Source organism: Amycolatopsis sp. NPDC051071 (assembly GCF_040682875.1).
Taxonomy (GTDB): Bacteria; Actinomycetota; Actinomycetes; order Mycobacteriales; family Pseudonocardiaceae; genus Amycolatopsis.
In genome coordinates, this window is sequence record NZ_JBFBBY010000032.1 from 35,801 (window position 1) to 61,693 (window position 25,893).

The 25,893-nt window shown below is 65.8% G+C and carries 28 protein-coding genes; 17 read left to right on the top strand and 11 right to left on the bottom strand.

The features are described from left to right. Positions 1–15 precede the first annotated feature (15 nt). From AB0M65_RS13695 to AB0M65_RS13725, 7 genes are read left to right on the top strand one after another with little or no spacing between them, the layout of a single operon-like run. Complete coding sequence (locus tag AB0M65_RS13695; protein WP_364026334.1) at positions 16–771, top strand: hypothetical protein; 756 nt, start codon at positions 16–18, stop codon at positions 769–771. Then, positions 771–959 (top strand): hypothetical protein, encoded by a 189-nt coding sequence (locus tag AB0M65_RS13700; protein WP_364026337.1) that lies wholly within the window; start codon positions 771–773, stop codon positions 957–959. The genes AB0M65_RS13695 and AB0M65_RS13700 overlap by 1 nt, the downstream gene beginning before the upstream one ends. A gap of 28 nt (positions 960–987) precedes the next feature. Further along, positions 988–1,206: a hypothetical protein gene (locus AB0M65_RS13705; protein ID WP_364026340.1), complete on the top strand. Its 219-nt coding sequence runs from the start codon at positions 988–990 to the stop codon at positions 1,204–1,206. Further along, positions 1,193–1,849 carry a hypothetical protein gene (locus AB0M65_RS13710; RefSeq protein WP_364026343.1) on the top strand — a complete coding sequence of 219 codons (657 nt, stop codon included), beginning with the start codon at positions 1,193–1,195 and terminating at the stop codon, positions 1,847–1,849. The genes AB0M65_RS13705 and AB0M65_RS13710 overlap by 14 nt, the downstream gene beginning before the upstream one ends. A 9-nt stretch (positions 1,850–1,858) precedes the next feature. Continuing rightward, on the top strand, positions 1,859–2,713 hold the full coding sequence (locus AB0M65_RS13715) for a glycoside hydrolase domain-containing protein (protein ID WP_364026346.1): 855 nt from the start codon (positions 1,859–1,861) through the stop codon (positions 2,711–2,713). Beyond that, positions 2,710–2,994, top strand: coding sequence for a hypothetical protein (locus tag AB0M65_RS13720; protein ID WP_364026349.1), 285 nt, complete (start codon positions 2,710–2,712; stop codon positions 2,992–2,994). Before AB0M65_RS13715 ends, AB0M65_RS13720 begins: the two co-directional genes overlap by 4 nt. Positions 2,995–3,018: 24 nt before the next feature. Further along, on the top strand, positions 3,019–3,276 hold the full coding sequence (locus AB0M65_RS13725) for a hypothetical protein (RefSeq protein WP_364026352.1): 258 nt from the start codon (positions 3,019–3,021) through the stop codon (positions 3,274–3,276). A 67-nt stretch (positions 3,277–3,343) separates the two neighbouring features. Here the strand turns inward: AB0M65_RS13725 and AB0M65_RS13730 are convergent, their stop codons facing one another. From AB0M65_RS13730 to AB0M65_RS13740, 3 genes are all read right to left on the bottom strand, one after another. After that, on the bottom strand, positions 3,344–3,649 hold the full coding sequence (locus AB0M65_RS13730) for a hypothetical protein (RefSeq protein ID WP_364026355.1): 306 nt from the start codon (positions 3,647–3,649) through the stop codon (positions 3,344–3,346). A 284-nt stretch (positions 3,650–3,933) separates the two neighbouring features. Next, positions 3,934–4,167, bottom strand: a complete 234-nt coding sequence (locus AB0M65_RS13735; RefSeq protein WP_364026358.1) for a hypothetical protein — start codon at positions 4,165–4,167, stop codon at positions 3,934–3,936. 291 nt (positions 4,168–4,458) lie between these two features. Continuing rightward, positions 4,459–4,695 (bottom strand): hypothetical protein, encoded by a 237-nt coding sequence (locus AB0M65_RS13740; RefSeq protein ID WP_364026361.1) that lies wholly within the window; start codon positions 4,693–4,695, stop codon positions 4,459–4,461. A gap of 94 nt (positions 4,696–4,789) precedes the next feature. On the opposite strand from AB0M65_RS13740, the gene AB0M65_RS13745 reads away from it, so the two are divergent. After that, the gene (locus AB0M65_RS13745; protein WP_364026364.1) at positions 4,790–5,488 is read left to right on the top strand and encodes a helix-turn-helix domain-containing protein; all 699 of its coding nucleotides are present in this window, start codon (positions 4,790–4,792) and stop codon (positions 5,486–5,488) included. An 11-nt stretch (positions 5,489–5,499) separates the two neighbouring features. On the opposite strand, the gene AB0M65_RS13750 is transcribed toward AB0M65_RS13745, so the two are convergent. The 3 genes from AB0M65_RS13750 to AB0M65_RS13760 all read right to left on the bottom strand — a co-directional run bounded on the left by AB0M65_RS13750 (position 5,500) and on the right by AB0M65_RS13760 (position 10,364). Further along, positions 5,500–5,700 carry a hypothetical protein gene (locus AB0M65_RS13750; protein WP_364026367.1) on the bottom strand — a complete coding sequence of 67 codons (201 nt, stop codon included), beginning with the start codon at positions 5,698–5,700 and terminating at the stop codon, positions 5,500–5,502. A gap of 56 nt (positions 5,701–5,756) precedes the next feature. Continuing rightward, positions 5,757–6,191, bottom strand: coding sequence for a hypothetical protein (locus AB0M65_RS13755; RefSeq protein ID WP_364026370.1), 435 nt, complete (start codon positions 6,189–6,191; stop codon positions 5,757–5,759). 522 nt (positions 6,192–6,713) lie between these two features. Beyond that, the gene (locus tag AB0M65_RS13760; protein ID WP_364026373.1) at positions 6,714–10,364 is read right to left on the bottom strand and encodes a hypothetical protein; all 3,651 of its coding nucleotides are present in this window, start codon (positions 10,362–10,364) and stop codon (positions 6,714–6,716) included. Positions 10,365–10,972: 608 nt separating this feature from the next. Between AB0M65_RS13760 and AB0M65_RS13765 the strand changes: the two genes are divergently transcribed. The 3 genes from AB0M65_RS13765 to AB0M65_RS13775 all read left to right on the top strand — a co-directional run bounded on the left by AB0M65_RS13765 (position 10,973) and on the right by AB0M65_RS13775 (position 14,862). Next, entirely contained in the window at positions 10,973–11,566 is a 594-nt protein-coding gene (locus AB0M65_RS13765) for an RICIN domain-containing protein (protein ID WP_364026375.1), read from the top strand. Positions 11,567–12,582: 1,016 nt separating this feature from the next. Beyond that, complete coding sequence (locus tag AB0M65_RS13770) at positions 12,583–13,449, top strand: phosphatase PAP2 family protein (RefSeq protein WP_364026378.1); 867 nt, start codon at positions 12,583–12,585, stop codon at positions 13,447–13,449. Positions 13,450–14,028: 579 nt separating this feature from the next. Further along, positions 14,029–14,862 (top strand): hypothetical protein, encoded by an 834-nt coding sequence (locus tag AB0M65_RS13775; RefSeq protein WP_364026381.1) that lies wholly within the window; start codon positions 14,029–14,031, stop codon positions 14,860–14,862. Here the strand turns inward: AB0M65_RS13775 and AB0M65_RS13780 are convergent. Beyond that, on the bottom strand, positions 14,849–15,007 hold the full coding sequence (locus AB0M65_RS13780; RefSeq protein ID WP_364026384.1) for a hypothetical protein: 159 nt from the start codon (positions 15,005–15,007) through the stop codon (positions 14,849–14,851). The two genes, AB0M65_RS13775 and AB0M65_RS13780, sit on opposite strands and share 14 nt — an antisense overlap. A 42-nt stretch (positions 15,008–15,049) precedes the next feature. Here AB0M65_RS13780 and AB0M65_RS13785 point away from each other — a divergent pair, with 42 nt between their 5' ends. Beyond that, the gene (locus AB0M65_RS13785) at positions 15,050–15,919 is read left to right on the top strand and encodes a hypothetical protein (RefSeq protein WP_364026387.1); all 870 of its coding nucleotides are present in this window, start codon (positions 15,050–15,052) and stop codon (positions 15,917–15,919) included. A 90-nt stretch (positions 15,920–16,009) separates the two neighbouring features. Here AB0M65_RS13785 and AB0M65_RS13790 read toward each other — a convergent pair whose 3' ends face one another. Continuing rightward, positions 16,010–16,546 (bottom strand): response regulator transcription factor, encoded by a 537-nt coding sequence (locus AB0M65_RS13790; protein WP_364026390.1) that lies wholly within the window; start codon positions 16,544–16,546, stop codon positions 16,010–16,012. A gap of 600 nt (positions 16,547–17,146) precedes the next feature. Between AB0M65_RS13790 and AB0M65_RS13795 the strand changes: the two genes are divergently transcribed. Both AB0M65_RS13795 and AB0M65_RS13800 read left to right on the top strand, forming a co-directional pair. After that, positions 17,147–17,518, top strand: a complete 372-nt coding sequence (locus AB0M65_RS13795; protein WP_364026393.1) for a hypothetical protein — start codon at positions 17,147–17,149, stop codon at positions 17,516–17,518. Positions 17,519–17,698: 180 nt separating this feature from the next. Continuing rightward, on the top strand, positions 17,699–18,049 hold the full coding sequence (locus tag AB0M65_RS13800; RefSeq protein WP_364026396.1) for a hypothetical protein: 351 nt from the start codon (positions 17,699–17,701) through the stop codon (positions 18,047–18,049). Between the two features lie 159 nt (positions 18,050–18,208). On the opposite strand, the gene AB0M65_RS13805 is transcribed toward AB0M65_RS13800, so the two are convergent. After that, a complete protein-coding gene (locus tag AB0M65_RS13805; RefSeq protein WP_364026399.1) occupies positions 18,209–19,174 on the bottom strand; it encodes a lysyl oxidase family protein in 966 nt (321 codons plus the stop codon). Between the two features lie 136 nt (positions 19,175–19,310). Here AB0M65_RS13805 and wecB point away from each other — a divergent pair, with 136 nt between their 5' ends. Further along, positions 19,311–20,477: a UDP-N-acetylglucosamine 2-epimerase (non-hydrolyzing) gene (gene wecB, locus AB0M65_RS13810; protein WP_364026402.1), complete on the top strand. Its 1,167-nt coding sequence runs from the start codon at positions 19,311–19,313 to the stop codon at positions 20,475–20,477. 5 nt (positions 20,478–20,482) lie between these two features. Here the strand turns inward: wecB and AB0M65_RS13815 are convergent, their stop codons facing one another. Both AB0M65_RS13815 and AB0M65_RS13820 read right to left on the bottom strand, forming a co-directional pair. Continuing rightward, positions 20,483–21,808 (bottom strand): NAD(P)/FAD-dependent oxidoreductase, encoded by a 1,326-nt coding sequence (locus AB0M65_RS13815; RefSeq protein ID WP_364026405.1) that lies wholly within the window; start codon positions 21,806–21,808, stop codon positions 20,483–20,485. 7 nt (positions 21,809–21,815) lie between these two features. Next, positions 21,816–22,604, bottom strand: a complete 789-nt coding sequence (locus tag AB0M65_RS13820; RefSeq protein ID WP_364026408.1) for a glycosyltransferase — start codon at positions 22,602–22,604, stop codon at positions 21,816–21,818. A 423-nt stretch (positions 22,605–23,027) separates the two neighbouring features. Between AB0M65_RS13820 and AB0M65_RS13825 the strand changes: the two genes are divergently transcribed. Together AB0M65_RS13825 and AB0M65_RS13830 are read left to right on the top strand one after the other, a co-directional pair. Next, positions 23,028–24,446, top strand: coding sequence for a sugar transferase (locus tag AB0M65_RS13825; protein ID WP_364026411.1), 1,419 nt, complete (start codon positions 23,028–23,030; stop codon positions 24,444–24,446). After that, positions 24,428–25,714: a putative glycoside hydrolase family 15 protein gene (locus AB0M65_RS13830; RefSeq protein ID WP_364026414.1), complete on the top strand. Its 1,287-nt coding sequence runs from the start codon at positions 24,428–24,430 to the stop codon at positions 25,712–25,714. Before AB0M65_RS13825 ends, AB0M65_RS13830 begins: the two co-directional genes overlap by 19 nt. The last annotated feature ends 179 nt before the right edge of the window (positions 25,715–25,893 follow it).

The following is a 25,893-nucleotide window of genomic DNA, read 5'->3' on the forward strand; positions in this document are numbered from 1 at the left end:
AAAGGAGACCGCGGCATGGTGGCCAACCAGCCGATCGAACGCCCCGGTTCGCAGGACTTCCTCGCGAACGAGCTTCGAGATCTTCGCCGGATCGTCGAAGAGCTGACCCGGGCCTCGCGATTCCCGTTCTCCATCGGACACGCCGGCGTCCCGGACTTCACGGTGCTGCCCTCGGAATCCGGGGACGGCACCGCGGACCTGACGATGTACTACGGCAACGGGGACCCGCTCGTCGTCACCCGGACCGTGGGCGGCAAGAAGATCTTCGGGATCAAGGACGCGTCGGTCGGCGGGGTACAGCCGTCTCTGTTCGTGACCGATCCGATCGCTGGCTATGGGCTCGCGACGCCGTACGTGCAGTTCGCGATGTACCCCTATGATCCGCCCGCGCTCGGCAACGGCAGCGGCTCGTTCTATCCCATCTGGACAGGGAACGCGCAAGCGCTGAATCCTGCGGTGCAGGCGAACATTTCTCTCAAGCTCGTGTCGACGGCGCCGAGTACGACGATGCAGGCCCGGTGGCACCTCTACGACCTCGCGACCGGCTACTCCACGTACGCCGCGGTGCAGTCGCTGACGAACGTCGCGGCGGGCACCGGCTACGCGAACAGCGCTCTGCAGGCGACCACGATCCCGCAGTCGGAGATCGGGAAGTCCCTGATCGTCGACCTCGAGGCGCGGATCTCAGCCGGCACCGGTACGGCGTACGCGTCCCCGAACTACTTCGTCGGCTCGGGCAAGGGCCTGGCCGACTCGATTGGAGGCTGGTAGTGACCGACCCCGCGCCGGATCCGGAGATCCCGACTGAAGGACCGGACGACGACACACGGCCGCCGGTCGTGCTTCCGCCGTCCCCGACCCGGCAGCCGATGCCGCCGATGCCGCAACCCCCGCCCGACCCCGTCATGGCCGTACTCGATGTGGCCACGGAAGAGAACGACGAGGGCATCGCGCTCTGATCGTCCACAATGTACGAAAGGGGTGACGGTGGGTGCTCTCGACATCGGCCAACTTCTTCAGAGCGCAGGACCGTTCGCGCCGCTGCTCGTCGTCATCATCGTCCTCGTCTGGCTGTGGCTCCGCGCCGAGCGGCGTGCCGAACGGATCGCGAAGAAGCTCGACGAGGAACGCGAGAAACGTTGGCGTGCAGAGGACTCTGCCGCACGCGCTCGCCGGAAGGTCGGTGATGTAGATGCGAAGGACTAACTGGATCGCGGTTGGAATCGCGGTGTTCGCGTTGCTCGCTGCCGGATACGCAGTGTGGGAGCCGTACACGGTTCGGCAGGATGCGGCCGCCATCCAGTCGCAGGCGAAAGGTCTCGCCGATCAGGTCGCGGACGCCTGCGCGAAAGGCGGACAGGCCGCGGCCGAACTCGGTCCGGCGTGCGCGAAAGCGGCCGAGGTGAAAGACCAGGCCCCGGTCGCCGCGCAGGCAGCGCCGGACCCGGCCATGATCCGGACCGCCGCGCGTACCGCCGTCGCCGACTACTGCGCCGCGCCGTCGCATCCGTGCCGCGGCCCCGACGGGACCAGTCCGCCCTTCGCGCTGATCGTCGACGCCGTCGTCTCGAAGATCCCAACACCGCGCGACGGCCGGGACGGCAAGGACGCCGCGACACCCGACTTCGCCGCACAGGTCGCCGCCTATTGCGGACAAGCCAACGAACCCTGCCGCGGTCCGGCCGGTGCAACCGGACTGGCTGGCCAAGACGGCCAGGACGGGAAACAGGGCGCGGACGGCGCGCCGGGACCCACCTGTCCGGACGGCTACACCGCGCAGGCCCGGCAGCAGGCCGCCGAAACCTGGTGGGTGTGCGTCTCCGATGACTCCCCGATCCCCCCGAACTGAGGAGACCAGATGGCCTACTGGCTCGACTACTCAGCCGCAAAGCTGTCCGGCGCCGTCATCAAGGCTGCCGGATATGGCGGCGTGATCCGCTACATCGACGCACCCGACCGGCTCCGCACCAAGCACACCAACCTGGCCGAGTACCGCGACCACATCGCGAACGGACTCACTGTGCGGCTCGTCATGCAGAACACCACCACTGACGCCGACGGCGGGTTCGCAGCAGGTGTGGCGAACGCGCAGCGCGCCAAGGCCGGAGCCGATCTCCTCGGCTATACCGGGGTCATCTACTTCACCAACGACCGCACCACGGTCCCAAACCCTAGAGCGTGGATTGACTACCTCGACGGTGCCGCGAGCGTCCTCGGCCTGTCCCGCACAGGCGCGTACGGGTTCAGGAACGCACTGGATCTCGCGAAAGGGCACGCTGCCGCGTTCTGGCAGGCCGGGCGCAAGTCCGAACTCGTCGGGCACGCGAACTTCTGGCAGGACAACAACACCCAGGTTCGGATCGGCGGGATCACCTGCGACCGCAACCTCGTCATCGCTGACTACCACCCGGAGGAAGACATGGCCTTCACCCCCGAAGACTTCAACCGCTTCATGTGGGGCAACGTGTTCGACGACGGCACGAAGCGGAACTTCGCCCAGTTCCTCAAGGACATGGACACCAGGCTCGCTACGTTGGCCGCCAAGGCAGCAGGTGCGTCCGCCGAGGAGATCGCCGCGAAGATCCTCCCGGCCCTCACCACGGCGCTGGTCGCGGAGGTCGCGAAGATCGACGCGATCAGCGACGAAGACGCCACCCAGATCGCCCAGGCGGTCACCGCCCGCGCCGGTGCGCTGCTCGGCGGTGCGGCATGATCCCCGACCGTTTCCCCCTGGCGGCCGCAGCCCGCAAGTCCTCGGCCATCTGGACCGCCGTCGGCGGAATCGTGACCGGCCTGGCCGGCGTCGGCATCATCACCGCCGACCAGAACACAGCCGTGCAGGGGCTGCTCGTCGCCGTCACTGCGGTCGTCGGCGCGGCTACCAGCGCGGCCGCCGCGTTCGGCGTCCGGCGTCAGGCCGAACCGCTCGTCACCCCGGTCGACGACCCGCGCGCCGACGACGGAACCCGCCTTGTGCCCATCCCGGGTGCATAGAACCCACTGAAGGAGGAGCCTCGCATGAGCGAGACGAAGCCGACCCGTTCCGAGGTCGAAGCCCATCCAGCCGACCCGCACTTCAACCCCGGCCACCCCCAGAACCGCGCTTGGTCCAGTGGTCCGAAGCCCCCGGAAATGCCCGCTGAAGCGGGCATTGTCGAGATGTTCCAGGAGCCCGGCGGCCCCATCAGCGGGCGCGACGTGACGATTCAGAAGCCGGCCATCGAGACGGAGGACAGCACCGCCGACGACAAGTCGAAGACTCCTCGCAAACGCTGAGCACCGTGAAATCCGCCCTCCCTTCCAGGCCGTCTGGCCAAGAGGGGAGGGCGGATTTCGCATGTTCCTAGCGGCTACTGCGCGGAGAGTCTTCTCCGTGGTCTTCGACGACCTGGACGAACTCCTGGGTGTGTGCGCCGTCCCGCCTGTTGTAGTACCAGGCAGCCGGTAGGAGCGTTCCAAGGACGACGACTACGCCGATCCCGAGGATTCGAAGGCGTTCAAGTGCCTCGGCCTGGTCGACGAAGAACAGGATGACCACTGGCAGCAGGACGAACGCCCACGCCACAGAGAACCATTTGACCGCTCGACCGTACAACGACCACCAGGTCACCTTGCGCCTTGACCACGGCGGGGCCTCGTCGTTGCGCATTTACTGGCCGCAGTGGCAGGCTGAGCCGCACGTGCGGCACACAGTGTTCTGGCCGTCCTTCACGATGCAGGTGCACGCATGGTCGTAGCCGAGACCACCGAACCTGCTGCCAATGAATCGCACAAGCAGTGACGATACTCGCGCGCTCGGTCCGCGCTCAACGACCGCTGTGGTGTTTGTCATCGAAACCTCCTGGAATCACTCGTTCGGAAATGAGACCCGGCCACCGCGTCGCCGAGGGGTCGTCGCGGTGACCGAGGGAATGGGGTGGCAGCGGCCAGGAGTCAATCGGCAGGCGCCACGTACGGCAGCTCGACGGGCGCCTCCTGGCCGTCCAGCTCGGCCGCGCGCCGAGCAAGTGCCGCACCGACACCCACGAGGTCTCGGCCGAGCCGCCGCAGTCCTGCCGCGTAGTGCTCGTCCGAGGGTTGCATCGTCAGCAGCTCGATGGTCACCCGGCCGATCTCGGTATTGACCTTCGCCAGACCTGCGAGGAGGTCGCGGTCACGCTTGTCCACTGCGTGCCTCCAGGTTCGCAGCCCGCTTGCGATGGCCGCAGTCCGGGCAGCGGATCGCCAACCGCGGCGACAACAGCCGACAGGCGCCTATGGCCGAGCGCTCGTGACTTCGTGCGCATCGCCGGTCCTTCTCGCACCATGGCCGAACCATCGGGGGCCAGTCCGCCGAGAGCTGCACGCGCGGATACAGGTGGGCTTCGGCGCCGAGGAACAGCCGCCACTCGTATTTAGCCGCCTCCGACAGCAACCCGGCCCGGGGCTCCGGCACCCGCAGTCGGTGGTCAAGCGCGGTCACGCCCGACCACCTCGCTGCTCCAGGCGCACCACATCGTCCTGCGCGTGCTGAAGGTTCGTGACCAGGTCGGCCAGCGCGCCGCCCCGGAGGATCGCCGTCGGGCCCTGCCCGATCCCCACGGCAACGACCAGGACTCCGCTGTCACGGATGAGCCCGGCTGTTACGTCCACGATCCGTCCGACCGTGTCGAGTGTCCGCACCTGCCGCTCAAGACGCCATCCTCGACCCGTCACGCCAACTCCCGTTCCTCGGCTCTACCTGTGGAACCCCGCTACGAGTAGTCTCGGCGTCACATGCGGTGAGTTGAATGGGAAAGGTGTCCACAGAGTGTCCACACCCGTGACCGTGCCAGGGTCTCGGCTACGGGCCGAGCGTGACGCTGCTGGGCTGTCCCTCGCCGAGATGGCGAAGAAGACGCGGTTCTCCAAGTCCCTGATCGGCATGGTGGAGACCGGCCAACGCACGGCGTCGGCCGACCTGGTCGAGGCCTACGAACGAGTCCTAGGGGTCGACGTGTCGCGGAAAGACATCACTCACGCGAACCTCCTCACGGTGACGAAGGCGAGCCGCGCACAGCTACTCGCCGGCGTCGAGCAAGGCGACCCCGGTCCCCTGCGGAAGACCCCGACCGCGCACCGCACGGACGTGAGCCTCGGCAGCGTCGTGTCGGAGAAGGCCGCGGAGTGGTTCCGGAAGTGGGCGGTCGAGGGCGACACGGCGACGCTGCGAACGAACTCCCTGTCGGTGATCGCGAAGCTGCCAGGCAAGGAGAACGCTGATCTCGTGATCCAGGTGCTGGAGAACGACCCGAAGGTCCGGCGGCTGATCGTTGCGTCCGAGATTTCGCGGCTGACGCAGCTCGATTGGAAGGTCGCGCTGCAGGGTGCCGACGACCCGACCACGATCCCGGAGCCGCGTAAGCTCGCGCCGAAGCTGGCCAAGGGCGCGATCAACCCGAAGGGCACCGAATCACGGTGGGCCTGTACCTACCTGCTCACTCGCATGGTTTCGGTCCTCGGTCGGTAGCAGGCGCCTGGCTACCGTGTGGCGGCGACGATGACGCACACCAGCCACACCAGTCCGGAGATCACGGCGGCCGCGATCAGCCGCGCGTCGGCCGCAGCCGCGATGATCCCGACGATGGAGGCGACGCAGGCGACCGCGGCCCACGGCGCGATCGTCGACTCGAGGTGTCGCGTCGGCTTGCTGTTCGGCGGCTTCGGGCCTGCGTTCGACATCTGAAGTCCCTCCCTGGTGATGACGACTCTTCGAGTCGTGTGGATCACGCGAAGCGTTACCGCGCCCATCGACGTAGCTCGGCCGCCACGGTCAGCTCGGCGCCCGTGCACCCGACCTGACCGATCTCCCGCTGTCGCGCCGTCAGGTATGGCCGGTAGTCCATCCAGCCGGTCGACATCGCGGTGCAGTCCGCGACGATCTCTGCGTGGTCGTGCCCCAGCGCGGCGTACAGGTCGCTGGCACCGGTCGCCCGGTACTGCCAGACGTGCGCGACCTCGTGCGCCACGGTCGCCGCCAGGTACCGGCATCGGATGCCTGTGGAGAACGTCAGCAGCTCGGGCTCGGCGTAGCCGTACACGTCCGCCGTACCGGTCTCGGCCTCCATCACCGACGGCGAGATGAGCCGCACGCGCACCCGGTGCTCGCCGAGCTGATCGAGCGACCACCGGATCACCGACGGGGCATCGCAGTTCGTCGCGGCGACCGACATGGCTGCCGGTTGGCTCGCACAGACGACGCTGAACATGAGGAGCCCGGCGAGTGGATAAGCGAATCGAGGTAGAAAGTGTTGCCGCATTGAAGCTCGCCGCTCCGCTTAGCGGAGATGAGGATCTTCAGTGGGTGCCCGTGGGGTGCCCGGATGCTAAAGATCATGCGGGCACTCGACGGTATGAAGCGACATCAAAAGAGACTCTGACCTCGAGAATTAGGTATCGGCCGGTACGATCCGGTACCGGCGATACCTCGCCTGGTATGTCTTGTAAACAGAAGGTCAGGGGTTCGAGCCCCCTTGGCGGCTCAAGATCAACATTACCTTCGACCTGCTAATATATCGCGTTTCGCGAGTCTTATTCACATTTGACGTGGGCCATTGAGCTCCGTTTTCACAGCCGCGCTGATCCTGGGTTGCAGTCCAGCAGCGATCCGATGGCACTGCGGATCTGATCTCGGGTGGCCTGTGCCTTGATTCTCGGCGCCGAAGTCATCTTCACCGTTTCCGGCGCCGGCCAGGCTAGTGACAAGCTTGCGGAAGGGACCCGCCGGTGACGAAATCGTGTGCGAGGGCGTCGCAGAGTCGGCGTATCGCGGGCCCGGTGCTGGTGAACCAAGGCGTGATGCTGTGGTCGAGGCTGCCGCTGGCCAGTGTCGAGCCGTCCGGACTCCAGGCCACCGAGGTGACATTCCGGGTGTGGCCGCTGAGGGTGGCCCACCTTGTATTGCTGGCGGTGTCCCATAACGTGATGGTTTCGTCGTCACCGGCGACGGCAAGGAGGCGCTGGTCAGGGCTGAATGCGGTGCTGCGCACCCGGCCGTTGTGCCCGGTCAGTTCTGCCTTGCGGCTCCAGGTCGCGGTGTCCCAGACCGCGACCGCGCCGTCGTGCGCGGCGGTGACGAGCGATCGGCTGTCCGGGCTGAACGTCAACGTGCTGACCGGGCTGTCGCTGAAGTCCACTGTGAAGCTGCCGGTGTACGTTGTCGTGTCGAGTATCAGGACTCGGCCTCGGTGTGAACCGATGGCCAGCATCCGGCCGTCGGGGCTGTAGTCGACGTCGGTCGGGGTGATGTCGCCGAGTGGCACGTGACGGCGTTGTCGTCGGGCCCAGTCCCAGAGCACCAGCGTGGTGCTGTTGTCGATGACGGCGAGGGTCTGCCCATTCGGACTGAACACCGCTTTTCCTGCCGACGAACTCAATCCGCTCATCGTCGCCACGCGCTGGAGTGTGGCGGTCTGCCAGAGAGTGACCTCGGTCCGGTTGCTGACCGTCGCGATAAGGCTCCCGTCTCGGCTGAGAGCTGGACCGGCCGCCCACGGGGTGTCGGTCTGCGCGTCCGATATGACGTGGCGTGGCGTGTGGTCATCGAGGTCCCATGCCACGAGTGAGCGATCCGTACCGGCGCTGAGCAGCGTTCGGCCGTCACGGGTGAACACGATCCCGTTGATCTCCGCGGTGTGGCCCAGGAAGGGAAGTGCGCCGCGGTCCCATAGGAGTACACCCGCTCCGTTGTCGCCTGCGATGACCGATCGGCCGTCCGGACTGACTGCGAGGGGGGACGACCATTCCGGTTTGCCGCCGTCAAAGCGGGCGATCGTGGCCCGCCGCCGTACATCCCAACCGACGAGGGTCCCGTTGGTGTCGAGGGAGTACAACCGCGCGCCGTCTTCGGTGAACTGGAGGTTGCCGATCTCGGCCTCATGCGCGTGGAGTTCGGCTTCCACGCGATGGGTTCGCACGTCCCAGAGCCGCAGGACCTTATCTTGTCCGCCGGTCGCGATCAGCCGGCCATCAGGGCTGAACACGACCTTGTTCAGCCAGTTACCCGGCCCCGGCAACACCGCCCGTCGCTGCTTGGTAGGCAAATCCCATAGGGTTACCGCTCCGTCGGATCCCGTGCTGGCGATCAAGCCGCCGTCCGGGCTGACCGCGACGCCGGCGATGTGGCCATCGCCGGTGGTCAGGGTCGTCACCGGGGTCGCCCGCGTGGTGTCCCACATCCGCACCGCGCTGGCCCGGGCACGGGTGGCCGAGCTCGCCACGAGCCATCGACCCTCGGGGCTGAAGGCCAGGCCAGTGACGGAGTACCCGTCCGGATCGGAGTCCGTGGAGAGCAGCGACCGGCCGTGCACATCCCAGAGCAAAAGCTCGCCTGCCGAAGTCGCGGTCGCGAGCCGCCGCCCGTCCGGGCTGAAGGTCGCGCTGGTGACCAAACCGAACTGGCCGCGGAGATCCCCGATCGAGCGTCGCGACGGCAGGTCCCACAAAGTGATCCGGCCAGGCTCGCCGACCACCGCCACCAACCGCCCGTCCGGGCTCACCGGCACACCGGTGATCATCCCGTTGGACATCGGAAGCTGGGCTTGGTAGCTCCGGCGGGAGGCCAGGCTGAGCAGTGCGCTGCGTGCTTCTGGCGTCGGGTGCGCCTGGTAGGCGTCCAGGCTCAGCCTGATCGCCGCTGCCACGTCCTTGATCGCGAGCGTGCGCGCTTCGGCGGCGAGTTGGCGCGACAGCGCGATCCGTTCTTGGCGTAGGGCGTCGTGCCGCTGCACGGCGACCACCGATCCGGCCCCTGCCACGATCACCACCAGCGTCGCCAACGCGGCGATCAGCCAACGCAACTGACGGATGCGGCGGCGGGCGCGAGCCTTGCCCTCGTACTGCTCGGCGCGGCTCGCGGCCACGAAGGCCTGTTCCGACACGGTGAGATCGTCGGTGATTTCCTCAGTGACCATGGTCAGCCGTGCACCTTTATACAGCGCTTCACGGTCGCGGCCGAGTGACTCCCATACTCGTGTGGCGTCGGTGAGCTGACGGCGGATCCGCAGGATTCCGCGATCCTCGGCCAGCCATTCCCGAAGCCGTGGCCAGCAGCGGATCAGTGCTTCGTGCGAAATCTCGACGCCGGTCTTGTCCAAGGTCAACAAGCGGGCCTTTGCCATGGCGTCCAGGACGATCGTGGTGTCGGGATCCGCGTCCAGTTCGTCGCGGGTGATGCGGCGCTTGGTGTCCTCGGTTCCCTCCCCGAGTGCGGTCAGCCGCAGCAAGATGTTCCTGGCACGACGCTGCTGTGCGAGCTCGAAACCACCGAAGACGTGCTCGGCGGTGTTTGCCACCGAACCGTCGATGCCGCCGGATGCCTCGTAACCGGCCAGGGTCAAGGCGTTGCCCCGACGGCGAAACCACGTCTCCCGCAAGGCGTGCGACATCAGCGGCAATACCCCGGCCTGGCCGGTGGCGTCGCCGATGAGCCGGGAGACCAGGGCTCCCTCGACACTGCAGCCCTCGCTGACCGCCGGCTGGACGATCGCGGCCCGCATCTCATCTGTGGTCATGGGGCCCACCAGGACCTGTGCCTCACGTAAGGCTGTGACCAGTTCAGGATGACGCGTGCAATGACCGTAGAAGTCGGCCCGCACCGCGAACACCACCCGGATTTCACCCGGCCCGCGGGTGGCCGCGAACAATGAGGCAAGGAACCTCGAACGAGTCTTCGCGTCGCGGCAAAGAGTAAAAATTTCCTCGAACTGATCGATCACCAGTGTGAACGCGCCGTCGAGGCGCTGGTCGGCCACGATCTGCCGGATCGTCATGCCCAAGCTGTGTGGGTCACCGACGAAGTCGGCACGCAGCGCGCCGGCCGCGATACGTAACCGCGGTCCCAAAGCGACCGCGCATTCCCGAAAGGGATCGGAGGTCGGGGTGATCACCACGACCGAGGAGGCACCGAGTGCGGGCACGAAGCCCGCGCGCAGTAAGGACGATTTCCCTGCTCCCGACGCGCCGACGACCGCGACCAAACGATGCTCGTCGCAATGGGCGACCAGGTCTGCCACCAGCTGCTTCCGGCCGAAGAACCGATGGGCGTCCCCCGACCCGAATGCGGCCAATCCGACGTAGGGCGACGGTTGCGTCGTCGACTCGGCGGTCAGGGCCGAGGGCGCGGCCACCTCAGCGGCCTCTCGCCAGCGAGCCTCCCAGTGGCGTTCGTCGCCCCCGCAGACCCGCACGTAAGCCAGGGTTACCGCCAGGCTCGGCAGTTTCCGGCCATTGGCCGCCGCGGCCAGGGTCGCCGGCGAGTAGTGCGCGTCGACGGCCAGCTTCCGATAGGTCGGGTTGCCTGCCTGCTGTCTGAGCCGGCGCAGCTCGAAAGCGAATCTGGGCTCCACGCCCGTGTTTGGGTCGAACTCGCGTTCCGGTCGTGGCATCGAACGTCCCCCCACGTTGTCATGGCGCTGGTTGTCCGGCGACAGCGCCGACGCCTGACAACCACACGCAGTACAACAGCTCGGCGCGAACGCCGGATCCCTCAAAGGGTTGAGCACGAGTAGCCCTTGAGACCGAGGCAGGGCTCGGCCAGGCAGAGTTGCCTCTGTTTCGGCCGCGACACAGTAGGTGCACAGCGCTGACAAGCGCATCAGCGCATGTCGGGACCACATTTTCGCGCTGTCGCGATTGTCTTGGCATGTGGACCAGTGGCGCTTCGGCCGATTGGCCTGACGACCTGTATGACGTTTACGGGTGAGTGACAGCGGTTTGCCACCAGGGCATCTCGTCATGCCGGCTGCCGCTTACCGTCGACACCGCCAGTCTGCGCATCAAGACATTCCGGTCGATGTCCTATCGCCAATCTTCGACACCCCACTGCGCCGCGATACGAACTAGCCCTGCGAGCCGGTTGTTTGTCTTCTTGTCCGCGTCGAAGCCAGACAACCTCCTGCCCGCTAGATGTTGTAGTCGCGGGCAATCTCGTCCGCGACTGAAGGAGGTTGTACAGGTGCATGGAAAGTTGAGTTCATGGTCCATGATCGCGGCGTTCGTCTTGGCGGCGCTGTGGGCCGCGATGCCACTAGCGTCGCCTGCCTCAGCTACGTCGTCAGCCGGCGGCACGCCCGTGCAAGTGAGCGAAATATCGGCCGCGCTCGGCACGGGTGCCTATTTTGTGAACGCGGCCAGCGGGAAGTGTCTGGACCGCTACAACAATGATGGGCACAACGGGGCGCGGGTTCAGCAGTGGAACTGTGAGGATCAGGACGCCGCCTATTGGGATCTCTACGAGAAGTACATAGACGGTAATCCCTACTATTATTTCGCATCTCGGTCACACCCTGGGAAGTGCCTGGAGATCGCAAACTACGCTACGCACAACGGCGCCAAGGCGCAGATCTGGGACTGCGTGAACCAGGCCAGTGCATACTGGAAAGCAATCCCAGCGAATCACAATGGTGTGGCGTATATCGCTTTTGTAAACTATTACAGCAATAAGTGTCTTGAGATTGCCGGCGCCAGTTCCGTCGATGGTGCGATCGCTCAGCAGTGGGACTGTGCAGGTCAGCCCAATGCGATGTGGGCGGGTTATGTGAAGGGGTAATTGTCGACTGGCAGAAAAAGGGCCCCGTCGTGACACTGGATTTCTTTCCCTGCCGGTCGCGCCGATCGCGGTCCAGTCTCACGAGTTTTCTACAGCTCGAACATCGTGCTCGAGAAGTGTTGGTCCTCGACACGGGGTGCCTGGATGTACCGGGGCAACATTTACAACGCCATCCCCGGTGACGAACTCAGGGTTGCCTACGTTCCCGTAGGCGACAGAAGGTTCGTCGAAAACCCTTATCGAAAGGCGCCGAACGACGATGGTCAGGGCCATTCTAGTGCGCCCGGTCTTAAAGGTAATGGATTGAATCGGGCATGCGGCCGTCGCCCATTTTGGTACCGGCACCACATGCGGTTGCGAAATAGTGGGACAGGCAAAGTCTGGACCGGTGAAGCTAGCCGTTCTGACTAGCTCCACCGGTCCAGTCATGTCGATCGAGTGGTTGGCATGGCATCCAGTGCTGCATTCTGCTGCCTGAATCTGGACAGAATCTTTGACGAGATTTAGTTCAAGGTCGATTGCGACCGGTGTTGGTTCGCGGCAATCTCTGGCGCCATGCTGGAAGGCCGCGTTGTATTGGTCGTTCGGTGGCAACTTCCCGACTCTGCGCGCGTGCGGTGAGGAAGGCCGCGAGTACGTCAAACAGGGGTAGGCCAGCATCTATCGGTGTCTCGAAACAAGTCCTACCAGCGCAGCTCCGTGAACCCTCTTTTGCCAAGCTGCATAGCGTCGTGGTCGTGCGGGGATAATGGGAACCTATACCATACGAGAAGTTCTCGCTGTCACTGTACGTGATGCGTAGACGCACTTCGTTGACGAGGTTGTCAAGATTGCGGGGCCGGTGAGCGGGGTGTCGTCGGGCTGCCAGTCGTTGCCGATCGTGATGTGTTGATGATCGCCGTCTTGCCTTTCGTCCCCGACCGCGACGCCCCCGCCGCAGGTGATCAGGACGAGCCGGGGAATGCCGTCGTGATCGAAGATGTCGGCGGCCTGCTGTAGTCGGGTATGGTGACCGCATGAATCCGCCGCCAGACGGCAAACGTCGACGTTTTTGGCCGATAGCCGACGTCGGCAAGGAGCCCACGGCGGCCTCTCTCGGACGGTCGAGCCCGCCTGAGCGAACCTGGGCAAGCGTGCTCTTCCGCGGTATCGGAGAGCGACCTGGGGTGCTTGTCGAACTGATCGTTCTGCTGCTCTGGTTTCTGCTCTTCACACGTCTCGACGCCGCTGTAGGCAAAGACCTCGCGGCCGCCAACGCCAATGCGCTGGCCCTCCAGTCCACGGAACACACGCTGCACATCGCCATCGAGCGGAGCGCGAACGACTGGCTAGCCGGGAATCCGGTCCTCAGCCAGCTGGCGGTGTACCTGTACAGGCTGTACTACGCGGTAATCGCCGGCACACTGCTGTGGGTGTTCATCCGGCACGCCGACGTCTACCGCAAGGTCCGTCGAACGATGATCGCGATGATGGTCCTCGTCCTGCCGATCTACTGGGCGGTGCCGATGTCGCCACCGCGCTCTGCTCTGCCGGGTGCCGTCGACATTGTTGCCAGGTACGACATCTTGGATCAGGCATCCCGGCATAATTGGACGAATCCCAGCCACTACACGGCCATGCCCAGCATGCACGTCGGCTGGTCGCTGTGGTGCGCGTACGCCGTGTGGTCCGCGCTCCGGGGCGCACATCCACGCCTGGCGCTGTTGTCATGGTTGTTTCCGCTGCTCATGGTGGCAACCGTGCTCGCCACGGGGAACCACTACGTTCTCGACATCGTAGGCAGCATCACGCTGCTGGCCGTCTCCATCGGCGCCGCGTCGCTGTGGGGCCGCCTCGCCGCGCGTCGGCGCCACGCCAGATCCCGGCAATTGGCCCATACGTAGGCGATCAAGGGTTCCAGCCCCCGGCCCGGTCGCTTACCCCTCAGCGCTGGGCCGCACCGAAGTTCGGTCGGTCGAGCCTCCTTCAAATCAGGCGACCTCGACGCGGCGGCACATCTCAGGCCGGATCGAGCCGAGGAACTCAGCGCGAAATTTTCCTGGCAGTCCCAGGGCGCCGTGCACGCGCTGCCGATCCGTCAACGTCGGCGGAGAACACGAGGCCACCGAGCCCGAGATCGGTGCTGTTGGCGATTTCGACCGCCTCGTCGACGGTGTTTTCCCCGATCGTGTTACCGACGGATACCCGCTATTCCGTCTCATGGTCACCGATTCGAGTGGAGTGGCATGGTGCGTATTGACATTGTCACCGCGATGGCACTCATTGAATTGTCGCTGGTCAGCTTCGAATCAGTGATCTTGATCGGATGCGCACGCCGCCATCGGCCGGTTTTCGGCAGGGGTGCGCGGTGGCCACCAGACGCGTCGCAATTAACATTCACCGCGATAACGACACACGGTGTCGGCCATGCGGAGACTTGACGATCAAGGGAAGTTGGAGCTGTGACGCACACGGGAAGCCAGATGACCGACGCGGTGCGCGTCGGGCGTCTTCTGGCTCGTGTGCTCGTCTTGCTGGGCGGCGTGGTCGCGGCGACCGTCGTGGGATGGATCGCGGGCGAGGTCACCGCGAGGGCGGATATCCCCGTGATCGAGGAAGTCCCCGAACGGATCGCTCCGATGACCGCGGTGGAGATCGATCCGCCGGAATCGGTGGCACCTGTGTTGTCGGGTGATCCGCTCTTCGCCGCGCCTAGTCCGTCGCTGCCCGCGTCCGCGGTGCCGTCACTGGCAAGGAAATCGAAGAGCGCCGCATCGCTCGTCGAGCGCGAAGTCCTCTCGGTGAAAAGCCTCGACGGCACAGCCGAATACATGGTGAGTGTGGTCACGGCCGCCGACGAGGCCGCCCGTCACGCTGTCTTCACCCTGGGCGCGTCTGTTCTGCAGCAGCCGAGTGAGGTCAGTCGAGACTTGGTGGGGGCAACGGCATCCGCTGCCGGCCCGCCGGTGTCGAACTCGGTGATCACCTCCTCCGCCCCGTACTTCCCGGGTGCGGTAGGCGGCCGCACCGCCCACTCGGCACCATGCCAGGACGAGTCTCCCGGCGAGCATTCGTCCCCAGCGTCGCGCGCGCACACGTCCGGTCACCCGCGGGAAAATCGATTCCGCCCGTGGTCACCGATGTCACTGTGCGGTACGGCGACAATTCTCGCCGCGGCATGCGGCGGTGACCACGTGAGTGGCGCTGTCATGCCCGGTCGTCCCGCACGGGCCGATCGGATCTCGCTGGACTACAGCGATGTTGGACACCAAGCCGCTCTGGCCGTGGTGCTCCGGCCGGACGTCACACCCGGCTGACCCTGTCGCGACCACCTACGCCTTCGGTGTTGATTTCCTCTTCCGGGCGTGGTCGCTTTCCCTCGGCGATCGCCGTTGTCCTTCGGCGTTCGATGCCGTAGTCCCTTTCCGCGTAGCGGTCGTCCGCGACCCATTTCAACTGCACGCCACAAAGTATTTCCCACTTTGTCAGTAAAGGAGTTTTGTCATGCAAAACTGGATGAAGTACCTTCTGCAGACCACGGTGACCACCGGTGGCCTCTTGATGCTGGGCACGGGTATCGCCTCGGCGAGCGAGAACGTCAACCCCGATCTGCCTGCCTCCCCGCTGGATCAGATCGTCGCCCCCGCGGTCGGCGGGCTGACCGAGGCCATGCAGCAGGCGCGGCCGGTGCAGCAGGTGGACACGGCCGACGAGGACTCCTTGCAGCCGACCGCCGACGCGGTGGTGAACGATGTTCCGGCGGCGGTGCCGCCCACCGCTACCCCGGTCGGGCCGATCTACCCGGTGCCGATGACGTTGCTGGACTTCCTTCCGTCGCGGCTCAGCGAGGTCGTGGGCGAGGCACCGGAGCCGGACCTGAACGCACCGCTGGGCGCCGAACTGGCTGCTGCCGCGTTGCCCACCCTTCCGGTTCTCTCGCGCGTCGAGCAGGTGCACGACTCGCTTCCGATGCGGAAGCCGGCCCTTCCCGTCCACGGCGAATTCGCGGTACCGCACGCTCCGGTCGATACGACCATCGCCACCGATCCGCTTGACGCCGGCTCGGGTACCAGGGTGACCGCTGTCCACCTCGATGCGCCGAAGACCGCGACCGAGCTCGGAACTCCCGGCTCCGCCTCGACGCCGTCGGTGTCTGCCGTACCGGGCCATGCCCAGCGTGCCGACACCCCTGCCTCCGGGCTTCCGTTGGTGGGTGGGCTTTTGCCCGCCGGCGGGTCGATTCTTCCCACGAACATGGCCACGAACGGCGGCTTGCCCGTGCTCGGTAAAGTCGCCCCACTGACCCAGAATCTGCCCCTGCTCGGCGCTGTGCAGCAGCTCACCGGTTCGGGTGGGAACCTCCTGCGGAAGTAGCGGCAGGGTTCGAAGTACATGAAGGCCCCCTTCCTTGCGTCAGGCGCAAGGAAGGGGGCCTTCATGTACTTCAAGCGGGGGCACGCGACATTAGCTGATGAGATTCTTGCGCATCGCTTGTCCGACCGCGTGCGCGCGGTCGGTGGCGGCCAGCTTCCTGAACAGTCGTTGTGCGTGGGTTTTCACCGTGTCCTCCGCGAGGTGCAGATCACTGCCGATCTCGTTGTTCGTTTTGCCGAGGCTTATCCCTCGCAGTACTTCGATCTCCCGCTTGGACAAGGCCGACCCTTGTTCCACCGTGGCACGGGGCCTCGGCAGTGAGAAAGAGCCGGGCAGGGTACTGACCGACCCGGTGCTCGTACTGCTCGCTTCACAGGCCAGGAACGCGGATGCTCCCTCCCTGATCGCATCGATCGCGAGGGAGGCCGATTCCGGCGCACCGAATACCACGATCGCTGTGCCGGGCCGGAGCATGACGATCGTCTTGATCGTCTCCGTCAGGACGTCCGTTCGTACGCGGGCGCTCAAAAAGACCGTATTCGACGGCAGGATACGAAATTTGGCGATCAGTTCGGTGCTGGTCCCGGCAGATCCGACGCGCTGCATCCCCGGCGCGTTGGCGAGCAAACGGACCATGCGCTCACGCGGTTCACGTCGGCCGTCCAGGACAAGGGCGTTCACCACCACATCCTCCGTTTGTTCGAGGGATCAACAGGGGTGCGCGGCCATCCGGCGATCAGAGGTGCGGCACTTTTTTGGGACAATACACCCGATGAGGGGGGTCCAGAGCCGGGGACTTCGTGTCCGTAAAAAGGTTTCGGCTGGTCATCGGAGTGCGGGGTGGCGAGGATGCTGGGAAATCCGTTTACGGGAAAGGTAAGCAGGCAATCCGAACGAGTGAGAGTGTCGCAGGTTCGGGCGTCAGGGGCGGTCTCTTTCGGAGTAATCGCATGGGATCCGGTGGCGTGGTCGAGGATTCCGGCTGCGACCGGAGTGGGTGAGAACTGTGGAACGACCTGACCGAGAGGATCGAATGCCTGGGGCGCAGGAGAAGCGGGTAACCCGATCGGACCACATGCCTCGTGTTCAGGGCATCGCGGTACCTACACGATGGTGGCACCAAATGGAGAAGATCGTGCGTTGTCAGTACGTTTTCCTCGTCGCAGGGGAAGAAACACTGCTTGACGTCCCCGTCCGATGCGATCTTCGAATCTAGGAGATTCCCAAATGCTGAAGAAGATCGGCTTTGTCGCGACTGCGATCGCCGCCGGAGCCTTCATCGTCGGTGGTGTCGCGTCCGCCGATACTGTCTCTGACGAATACCCCGGTCATGACCACGACTACTACGGTTATGACCACAACACCCAGGTCGGCCTGGTCAACGTGAACAACACCGACGTGCTGCACAACGTGAACGGCACGCTCGGTCTGTGCGGCAACGACGTGAACGTGCTCGGCGTGCAGGTGCCGATCCGTGACTCGCTCAACGGTATCGGGGTGCCGATTCTCTCGCCGGGCTCGCACGAGGCCGAAGGCACTTCGCCGTACAACTGCGCCGCGAGTGCCGTGACCGACGGTGGCACGGTGCAGGACAACTAGAAAGACTCAGTGCCACGGTTGCCCCACGTGTACGGAAGGCGGCCGGGGCACGGGCCGTCTCCACCCGGCGCGATCGAGCCATGACCGACCTCGCCGGAGCACACCGAACGCCTACGCACCGCCCCGGCTCTCTCGTCCGCCGGGGTGTCCTGTGCGGCAATATCCTTAGGAAACTTTCACATGATCAAGCAACTCGGCTTCGTCGCCACCGCCCTCGCCGCCGGAATGGCGATCGCCGGTGGAACCGCCTCCGCGGCGGGCACCGCCGTCGCGGACTACCCGGTCGACCACAACGACCAGGTCGGTCTCGCCAACGTCCAGAATCTCGACGTGGTCCACAACCTCAATGTCGTCGGCGGCGTCTGCGACAACAACATCAACGTCCTCGGGGTCCAGGTCCCGGTCCGCGATGTCGCCGAAGGCATCGCCATTCCGGTCCTCTCCCCCGGCGCGACGGAGGCTGAAGGCGGCACCCCGGACAACTGCGCCAGCGGCAACATCGTAGACGGCGGGACCATGCAAGGAAACTGAGTAACTGACGTCGAAGCCGCCGCGTGGAGATTTTTCCACGCGGCGGCTTTTCTGTTGCCCGATGCGGTCATCCGATGGATGAGGCCAGGCGCCCGGCACGGTCCGGGTAGCCTGGCCACACCGCCGGGCCGAGGCGATTCACGTTAATTGCCATTCACGTTAATTGCAGAGTGCCGTTCCAGGGCAACTGCGGAGGAATTTGACGACCGGTCCCCGCGAGAGGGCTCCGGACAACCCGGGCTTGCCATCCGGCCACTCGATCGACAGTGCTACGGACGAGGAATTGTTCCCGTAATCCGTCTCCGTCAGCGTGCGGTCGCCGTTCACCGTGTTCACGAGTGTGTAGAGGCCAGAGGGCACGTTGGTGATGTCCAGCCACTGGAAGTCGACGTCGTATTTGTAGTCGTCGCCTGACCCGACGGAAATCCCTTCGACGACGTCGAGTGCGTCCGGTTCGTGATGACGGCAGTTGTTCGCGCGGAGACGTTTGGCGAGTTCCGCGTCGGGGCCGGTGGTCCCCGGAACACGGGCCGGCTTGACGGGGTCGGCGATGGAGAACCGGTCGCCGAGGCAGAACCCGTTCTTGCGGTCGGTGACGACGACTTCACCTCGTTTCGACGTCAGCGCGAAATGTTCGAAGTTCATCAAGTGCCAGTGCTGATGGGCCATGGCCGGTTCGTAGTAGGTGAAGGCGTGGGTCGACCCCTGTGCGGAGGCGTAGTCGGTGGGGATGGACCCGTCCTTGGCGTCGCGCAAGGCCTGCCGGACGGACATGCGGGGTTGCGTCGTGTCGGCGCGTCGGCCGTAGAGCAGCAACGGTCCGTCGCCGATGTTCTCTTCTGAGCTGGTGAAGCGGATCCTGACGGCTTTCGCGGCGACGGGAAGAACACAGCGGCCGTTCGGCGCGGCCGGATCGATCACCATGCACACGTCCCAAGCGGTGCAGTCGATCGGATCACCGGAGAATCCGCCGGCGCATCCTGGTGGTGCCTGACGGAGATCGGGGAGCAGAAAGCCCGGTGCGGCGTCCGAACGCGGAATGGCCGTGGTGACCGCGGCCGCGAGCACCACGGCCGTCAGGGCGAGGTATTTCTTGAGCAAGGAGTTCCCATTCTGTGTAAGCACTCGATCGGTTCACCCTATTCGAGTGGAGTGTTTTCTGGTGGGTGCCGCAACCGGATCACACAATGGATTGATCGCGGCGTCGCCGGTGGTATCGGTGGGTAGCGTGCGTGCGGACCGAAGCCGAAAGGACCTCTGTATGTCGATCGTCACCGGTGCCGGCGCGCCACTGGAAGTGCGGGCAGATTTGCTCACCCGGTCGCGACGGCAGGCGAAGGCCGGTGGCGTCGTGCTGGTCTGCGGGACGCGGCCGGAGCTCATCAAACTGTCCCCGTTGATGAAGTACCTCGGTGACGGTTGTGCGGTTGTCTACACGGGACAACACTACGACGAGTCGTTGTACTCGCGTATCCGCGCGGACTTGCCGTCGTCCAACCGGTTTCGCGAACTCGGCGTGACCGTCGACGGCCGTGCCGCCCAGCTCGGCCAAGCGATCGGCGCTGTCGACAAGGCACTGGCCGAGTTCCCTCGTCCGGTGGTGCTGGTACAGGGTGACACGACGTCCGCGCTCGCCGGGGCGCTGGCGGCGAACGCCAGGGAACTCCCGCTCGTGCACGTCGAAGCCGGGCTGCGTAGTCATGACCGGGCGATGCCCGAGGAACACAACCGTGTCCTCATCGACCATCTCGCCGATCTCTGCTGTGCTCCGACCGAGCTCAATCGGCGAAACCTGGTCGCCGAGAACATTTCCGCCGAGCGGATCGCGGTCACCGGCAACACGGTCGTCGAGGCGCTTCTGGCCGGGCTCCCGCCCGCGGCGGCCAGGGCCGACCTCCTGTCCGTTCGCGGATTGCGCCGGGACGGATACGTTCTCGCGACGCTCCATCGGCCGGAGAACGTGGACGATCCCGCACGGCTGTCGGAGATCCTGCGAGAACTCGGCAGGTTGCCGCCTCCGGTGGTGTTGCCGTTGCATCCCCGGACGAGCAAGAGCGTGCGGCGGTTCGGCCTGACCCGGCTCCTCGTCCCACTCCTGGTACTCGAACCACAGGCTTATCCCGCTTTCCTCGCACTGGCCGCCGAAGCGGCGCTCATCATCTCGGATTCCGGCGGTATCCAAGAAGAAGTGAGTGTGCTGAAACGACCGGTGATCGTGGTTCGCCGGAGTACCGAGCGCCCGGAGATCTCCGGTGACTTCGGGACACTCGTGCCACCTGGGCCGGGGATCGGTGCGGAGGCGGCAGCGTGGCTGGACGACGTGGCCGGGCACCGCGAACGGCTGCGGCACATCCCTTCACCCTACGGTGATGGGGCGGCCTCGCGTCGGATCGTCGACGCCATCGAGGGAATGACCTCGCCGCGGTGAGTCGCTCACAGCACCCGCTCACCGGCGTCCTGCCGTCCGAGGCTCTCGAAAAGAAGGCCTGTCACCCGGTTCGCGAGCTTGACGCTCGAGTTCCAGCTCGTGACATCCGGGTACACGTGGGCGGTGGTCGCCAAGAACAGGTTCGTGCCGTCGACCGTGACGGGTGGCCGTGCCGCCAGGTATCCCAGGGGATACACCGGCTCGACGAACGGTGCCTTGAACACCCGCACGGATTCGACGTCCTCCGGGCGTAGTTCGGGGAAGAGTTCCCTGAGCTGCTCCGTCCATCGCGCGGCGATACGGTCCGGCTCGCCGCGGTAGAGGCGGGATGACCGGTCGGTGTAGCGCATGACGTAGACGAGTTCCGCGCCGCCGTGTATTTCGGTACCGGTGAGGGCGGACATTTCCACCACGCCGTCGAATCCCGTACCGGAGCGCAACACCGGTGTCCAATAATGTCCGCTCAGCCGCCGGCGAAGGAAGAACACGCCGGTGACCACCCCCTGATACCGGAGATCGCTTTCCGGCAGGCGCTCCACGAGTTCGTCGTCGGCGAGCCGGCGCAACTGTGGCAGCGGCACGGTCGACACCACCTTGTCCACGTCGAGCACCTCACCGTCGGACAGCGTGAGTGAGCAGCCGTCAGTGGTGCCGCGCAGCCGGTGGACCGGTGCCGACAGGCGAATCGTCCCGCCCGCGTCCTCAATGGACGCTCGAAGCGCGTCGATAATCGTTCTGTATCCCCCGTCGGGGTATCCGCGCGTCGCGACATTTCGTTCACGTCCCAGCCGCTGCCACAGGTACAGGGCGGGGACGTCACCGAAGGAGGCACCGAACTTCGAGCCGAACATCGGCGCGAAGAACTCTTCCCAGATACGGCGGCCGTAGAGTCCGCGCAGCCAGTCCTCGGTGCGGAGCAGGTCGAGGTTCCGGCCGTTTCCCCACCGCCGCAGCAGCAAGGACGCCAGGCCGAAGCGAACCCGCTCGTGGAGCCGCAACGGGGTGAACCGCAGCAGGTCGAGGGCGGAATTGAAACGATGATGGCGGCCGTCGACGACCATGCCCATCGTCGTCTTCCGCCAGCGCACGACGTCCTTCAAGCCCACCTCGTCCAGCAGGGCGAGGAGATCGGCGTCAGTCGGCATGACGCAGTGGTAGAACCGTTCCACCGCCTGACCGCCGTACGGGAAGAACGTGCCGAGCCCGCCGAGCTGGTCACTGGCCTCGAGCAGGGTGACCCGGACCCCGCGGCGGGCGAGCCGATGAGCTGTGGCCAGGCCACAGATTCCGCCGCCGATCACCGCGACGGAAGAAGAGAACGTGGTTGTCACCGGAGGATCACAGCTTCCGGTACGGCGCTGGGCTGAGCCGGTCGCGGATGAGCAGTTTCAGGTATTGCACGAGAGTCCGCCGGAGTTTCAGCTTGCTCGGCCCCCGCTTGCGGTCGTAGCGCAGGGCGAGCGGAACCTCCTTGATCACCGGCCTGCAGTGACGGAGCTTGAGCAGAAGCTCCACCATGCACGCGAATCCCTGCTCTTCGATGAGCCGGTCGCCCCAGTGAGCCGAGGCCCTCTCGAGCAGCGTCGCGCGATAGGCGCGGTAACCGCTGGTGAAGTCGCGGACCCCGTCGACAGCCAGGGAGCGCCGGAAAAGCTGGGCGGCGCCACGGGAAAGCAACCGCCTGACCGGTGGCGCGGTCCGATCATCACCGCCGGGGACGAACCGGGAACAAATGGCGACATCCGCGCCGGCGGCGATCTCTTCACGCAACCGGCGGATCAAGCCGGGATCGTGGGTGTCGTCGGCGTCCATGACGACGATGATGTCGTCGGCACCCGATTCTTCCAGCGCGGCACGGAGACCGGTTTGCACGGCGCGACCGAGGCCGAGGTTGACCGCGTGCCGTACGACGCGCACTTCCAGTCCGCCGAATCCGGATTCGGCCACGGCCGCGGAGCGATCGGACGAACCGTCGTCCACCACCCAAACGGTGAGCTCCTCGGTGAGGGCGGCCTCGGCGAGCCGTTCCAGCAGAACGGGCAAGGCCGTTTCTTCGTTGAACGCGGGCAGAACGACATGCGCCCGTCCAGTGGTCCGTGCCCTTTCACGGTCCGGTTCCGCTCTCATGGCCAGAGCGGTCTCATTCGCTGACACGTATCCCCTTCGACTACTCGAAATGGCCCCAGCGGCCGCGAACCTCGGTTCGGCCGACAGCTCATATTCGGCTATGTTGAACCCTTTCTTTAGGGTCGCCCTAGATCCCCCGAAAGGAGGGTTGCCCCTGAAAACACAATCTGTTCACCGGTATCCCCTGAAAGGTGGGTCCACCCCGTTCGTCCGATCGGGTCTGCCGGGCGAGAACCGAGGAAAAAGACGGCGGACCGAACAGGACTTGGTCCGATTGGGTGGCTTGTGACGAAAGTGGAAATTCATCGTGATGACGAAATCGATCCCCCGTGGATCTGGCGGCGGACGGGATTTCCGTTCGTCACGCAGAGTCCGGCGGGGTCCGGCCGGACAAGTTCACCCATCCCGGCGAGGATCGGCGTGGTGACCGAACTGAGGACTCCGGCAGTCGCCGGAGCACTGCGGCACCGGTCGTACCGCCGACCGGCGGCCACCAGGCGGAGACGTCCGTTGCTGGCACGGGTGAACGCCGTCGTGGTAGTGCTCGTCGTGGTCGACGTCGTCGCGTGGCTGATGGCGGCGCGGATCGCCGGAGTGACTGTGCCTCAAGCACTTCTGGCCGGAACGATCCTGGCGGGCGCCCGGGTCACCGGACGGGTTCACCGGCGACGGCTGTGGTTGTCCTGGCTGCAGGATTTGCCGCGGTCGGTGGGTACTTCCCTGCTCGCGTTCGTGGCGATCACGTGCTTCGTGGCGGTGACACGGCCGGTGGAAGCGGGAATGACCTCGCTTCACTGGCTGGTGCTCGGATTCGCCGCACTGAGCGAAGGCATGCGGCCGTGGGTGTTCGCCTTGGGGCGATGGGGGCGCAAACGGCTCCGGCGCTGTGACCGCGCCATCGTGGTCGGTGCCCAGGACAGTGGCGGCGACCTGATCCGCACGATGTTGCGGCATCCGGAATTCGGCCTACTGCCGGTGGGATTCGTGTCCTCCGGCCCGGTCGCGAAGACTTCCACGCTCCCGGTGGAGGTGGTCCGCGACGGGCTGGCCGATGCCATCGTCCGGCATGGTGCGGGGACGGTCGTGCTCGCACACACCGGAGAAGACGACAGCTCCGCCGTCGACGCGGCTGTCACGGCGCACCGGCTCGGCTGCGTCACCCTGGTCCTGCCCCGGCTGTTCGCGCTCTGCCCCGACAAACTCGAAGTCGACCGGCTTCGGAGCTATCCGCTCATGCGGCTGGCCGGGTCGCCGACCCGGCGGCCGAGCTGGTTGCTCAAGCGCGTGATCGAGACCGTGCTGGCCGCCGTCGCGCTCGTCGGGCTGGCGCCGGTCATCGCGTTGTGCGCGGCCGCGGTCCTGCTGGAGAGCGGGTTCCCGGTGATCTTCCGCCAAGTGCGCGTTGGCGTGGACGGCCGCACCTTCCTGCTTTACAAGCTGCGCAGTGTCCGGCAGGAGACGGTCGACGATTCGGCGACCCGCTGGTCGGTGGCCGGCGATCACCGGGTCGGCCCCGTCGGCCGGTTTTTGCGAAAGTCCTCTTTGGACGAGCTGCCGCAGCTGTGGAACGTGGTGCGCGGGGACATGGTCCTGGTCGGACCGCGGCCGGAGCGGCCGGTGTTCGTCGAGGAGTTCTCCGCCGTCCACGACCTCTACTGGGCCCGCCATCGGGTGCCGACGGGGTTGACCGGGCTCGCGCAGGTCCACGGTCTGCGTGGGGACACCTCGATCGCCGACCGTGCCCGGTACGACAACTACTACATCGCCAACTGGTCACTCTGGCTGGACGTCAAGATCATCATCCTCACGATGGGAGAACTGTTTTGCCGAAGGCGGCGCTGACGTTCGAACGCCCGGTCGTCCTCCGGCTCGCCGCCGGTTGCGCCGCAGTGGCACTGGCCGCCGGATGCTTGGCCAGTTCGGCGGACGAGTCGGCGGCACCACCGCCGAAACCGCTGGCGCCGTGCGCGTGGTGGTACGGGATCGGGCAGCCGCCGACGGCGGACGAACTGAGGCTGGCCGCCCGGCGGTACGACGTCGTGGTGCTCAACGCCGACCAGGCCGCGGCGATGCGGACGCTGCGGGAGCTCAATCCGCGGATCAAGGTGCTCGTCTACAAGGATTTGTCCAGCACCCGCAATTACGCGGGTGCGGTGAACGGGGGTGAGGACGCCGAATTCCTGCCGAGCGGGATCGGTTACGTCGCGGCGCAGCGCACGCATCCCGAATGGTTCGCGGCCGACAGCCGAGGGCAGCGCATCGAATGGCAGGGCTACCCGAAGCACTGGCAGATGACGGTGTGGGACCCGGCCTACCAGAAGGCGTGGACCTCCGCCGTGATGGCGGAAGTGACCAGGGAGGGCTGGGACGGGATCCTGGCGGACAACGACTTCAACTCCCTGAGTCACTACTCGACGGCGATCCTCGCCGGTACGACGACCGAGGCGGAAACCGATCGGAAGCTGCGTGACGGGCTCGACGCCTTCCTTTCGCTGATCGGGGACGCCGTGCAGAAGGCGGGGAAGTTGTTCGTGCCGAACGTGTCGGAGACGCATCTGCTGCCGGGGAGGTGGACGGCGCATTCCCGGTTCGGTGGTGCGATGGAGGAGAACTTCGGATTCCGCGAGGACGGCGGTACCGGCGGGCTGCTCACCTTCCGCGGCAACGAGTTCCAGGAGCTGCGGGCTCAGGCCGCGCTCGGGGAGTCACTGTTGCTGCTGGTCACCCGGACGAGGTCGGCTCAACAGCACCGGGCGGGATACGCGAGTGCCGCGTTGCTGGCCGGTCCGCGGACGTGCTGGACCCCGGCCACCACGGACGATTACCGCGATCCCGAATGGTCTGCCCTGCAGGACAACGACCTCGGGGAAGCGGTCGACGCGGCGGGGCGGCAGCCCAACGGGGTGTGGACCCGGACCTTCACCGGCGGCTGGGTCGCGGTGAACCCCACGTCGGCGGCTAAGACCGTGACGCCGCCTGAAGGACTCGTCGTGGCGGGCGCCCGCACCGCGCCGACCTCCTCCGCGCCGCCTTCGTCGCCCCTCCCACCTTCGTCATCTCCGATCACCCTGGCGGCCGCGGACGGGATCGTGATGGTCAAGCCGAAGTAGCGTCCCGGGCAGCCGGGCGTGACCGAGGTGGCGCCGGTACAGGCGGTCGTGAGTGATTTGGGTCGTTAGAGCCGCCGCTGTGGTCGCAGGTGCACCAGCAGGCACAGTGGTCGCGCGTGAAGGACTCCTTCCCTCGGCTCAACCCGAGGGACGGGGGCAGGGACCCCCACCCCCCAAAA

Coding starts and splice junctions, on each gene's coding strand:
- AB0M65_RS13695 (WP_364026334.1), top strand. CDS start 16: ATGGTGGCCAACCAGCCGATCGAACGCCCCGGTTCGCAGGACTTCCTC.
- AB0M65_RS13710 (WP_364026343.1), top strand. CDS start 1,193: ATGCGAAGGACTAACTGGATCGCGGTTGGAATCGCGGTGTTCGCGTTG.
- AB0M65_RS13715 (WP_364026346.1), top strand. CDS start 1,859: ATGGCCTACTGGCTCGACTACTCAGCCGCAAAGCTGTCCGGCGCCGTC.
- AB0M65_RS13720 (WP_364026349.1), top strand. CDS start 2,710: ATGATCCCCGACCGTTTCCCCCTGGCGGCCGCAGCCCGCAAGTCCTCG.
- AB0M65_RS13725 (WP_364026352.1), top strand. CDS start 3,019: ATGAGCGAGACGAAGCCGACCCGTTCCGAGGTCGAAGCCCATCCAGCC.
- AB0M65_RS13730 (WP_364026355.1), bottom strand. CDS start 3,649: ATGCGCAACGACGAGGCCCCGCCGTGGTCAAGGCGCAAGGTGACCTGG.
- AB0M65_RS13750 (WP_364026367.1), bottom strand. CDS start 5,700: ATGTCGAACGCAGGCCCGAAGCCGCCGAACAGCAAGCCGACGCGACAC.
- AB0M65_RS13755 (WP_364026370.1), bottom strand. CDS start 6,191: ATGTCGGTCGCCGCGACGAACTGCGATGCCCCGTCGGTGATCCGGTGG.
- AB0M65_RS13770 (WP_364026378.1), top strand. CDS start 12,583: ATGAATCCGCCGCCAGACGGCAAACGTCGACGTTTTTGGCCGATAGCC.
- AB0M65_RS13775 (WP_364026381.1), top strand. CDS start 14,029: ATGACCGACGCGGTGCGCGTCGGGCGTCTTCTGGCTCGTGTGCTCGTC.
- AB0M65_RS13785 (WP_364026387.1), top strand. CDS start 15,050: ATGCAAAACTGGATGAAGTACCTTCTGCAGACCACGGTGACCACCGGT.
- AB0M65_RS13795 (WP_364026393.1), top strand. CDS start 17,147: ATGCTGAAGAAGATCGGCTTTGTCGCGACTGCGATCGCCGCCGGAGCC.
- AB0M65_RS13800 (WP_364026396.1), top strand. CDS start 17,699: ATGATCAAGCAACTCGGCTTCGTCGCCACCGCCCTCGCCGCCGGAATG.
- wecB (WP_364026402.1), top strand. CDS start 19,311: ATGTCGATCGTCACCGGTGCCGGCGCGCCACTGGAAGTGCGGGCAGAT.
- AB0M65_RS13820 (WP_364026408.1), bottom strand. CDS start 22,604: ATGAGAGCGGAACCGGACCGTGAAAGGGCACGGACCACTGGACGGGCG.